Below are 1,278 nucleotides of genomic sequence, written 5' to 3' on the forward strand. Positions count from 1 at the left end.
GGCACAATGCGATGCCGTCGGGGGCCGTCCACCCCATCACCCCTGTGTTAGTTGGCTGCGAGGCGGCGTCCGTGTTTATTCGCGACGTCACGGAGTATGGATTCCGGGTTCGCGCTTACGCGCGCCCCGGAATGACGAAAGATAGGCTGGGGCACGAGCTACAGTGACGGAAGCATCCGCGGCACCAACTACCCGATCGCAATCCCACCGCCGATGGTGCGGTTGAGGAGTTGCGTGGTGCGTTCGATGCGTTCGGCGGCGGAGTTCAGCGCCGCAGCGACGGCGCGATTGGTCGATACGGTGCGCTCGATATTGGCGGCGCGATCGCCGCGCAGCGCTTCGACCTCTTGAGTCAACGCCGCAAGCCGATTCTGCGTCTCGAGTAGTTCGTCGGCCATCATCAGCGCGGCCATCACGGTCAGGCGTGCGTCGCCGATTTCGCCGAAGCGGCCGCGCAAGCTCTGGATGCGAGCTTCGAGATGATCGGCTAGCGACAGCAGCTGCGGCTCCTGGCCCACCTCGCAGGCCATGCGGTACTGACGGCCATTGATCGTAACGCTGACATGGTTGGCCGAACCGGCAGACGGCGTCGTCATGGCGCCTCCTCGGCAGCATGCTGCTCTTCACCCAGGCCTGCGCCATCCAGCACCTCACGGATCGTGCCGATCGCGGCGTCGAGCTTGGCGGCGATCTCGCGGTTGGTACGCTCCAGCCTGCGGCTGCGGACCAGCGCGCCATCGAGCTCGTCAGCCAGACGGGAGCGGTCGGCGCCGAGCGCCTGAATGCGTGACGCCAGTTCGTCCTCGTCGCGATCGGCCTCGGCGCGGCGTTCGACTGCGCTTTCCAGCGCCTCCAGAGCGGACGCCAGACGGCGCGTCGCCGCGACGATCTCGGTCGGAGCCTGATCGGCGGTGATGGAACCGGTGGCGGGACGATCCGTCATGCTGTCGAGCGCGATCCTCGCATAGGCTGCAGCGTCCGAGCGGGCCGAAAGCCGGAGCCGGTGGGTACCCGGCTTTCCCAACAAAAGACGCGGTCGGACAAGCCCTTACGGCGTGAAATTTACGTGTCGCAGAAAAGAAGCGCAACGCTGGCGCCAAACTATGCACCACAAACAACTCCCGGGCGGTGTTCTGGCGGGGCAGGGACGGCCCGGAACCTTGGAGTCAGCGGTATCAGGTGCTATGCCACGCTGGCTTCCCGGCTTTCCAGCCCCCATCTGTTCAACACGCTGCCCTCGTCGGCAGGCCCGTTTCGCACCCGCGAGGCGGCGGCAAC

2 protein-coding genes are annotated in these 1,278 nt (G+C 66.1%); both read right to left on the reverse strand.

Translation table 11 applies throughout. From position 1 onward, the window contains the following. Positions 1–188 precede the first annotated feature (188 nt). Positions 189–596 carry a cell division protein ZapA gene (locus I5M_RS14845; protein WP_022722119.1) on the reverse strand — a complete coding sequence of 136 codons (408 nt, stop codon included), beginning with the start codon at positions 594–596 and terminating at the stop codon, positions 189–191. Further along, a complete protein-coding gene (locus tag I5M_RS14850; protein ID WP_022722120.1) occupies positions 593–943 on the reverse strand; it encodes a DUF4164 domain-containing protein in 351 nt (116 codons plus the stop codon). The genes I5M_RS14845 and I5M_RS14850 overlap by 4 nt, the downstream gene beginning before the upstream one ends. Between the last annotated feature and the right edge of the window lie 335 nt (positions 944–1,278).

This window comes from Rhodopseudomonas sp. B29, from assembly GCF_000333455.1.
Taxonomy (GTDB): domain Bacteria; phylum Pseudomonadota; class Alphaproteobacteria; order Rhizobiales; family Xanthobacteraceae; genus Rhodopseudomonas.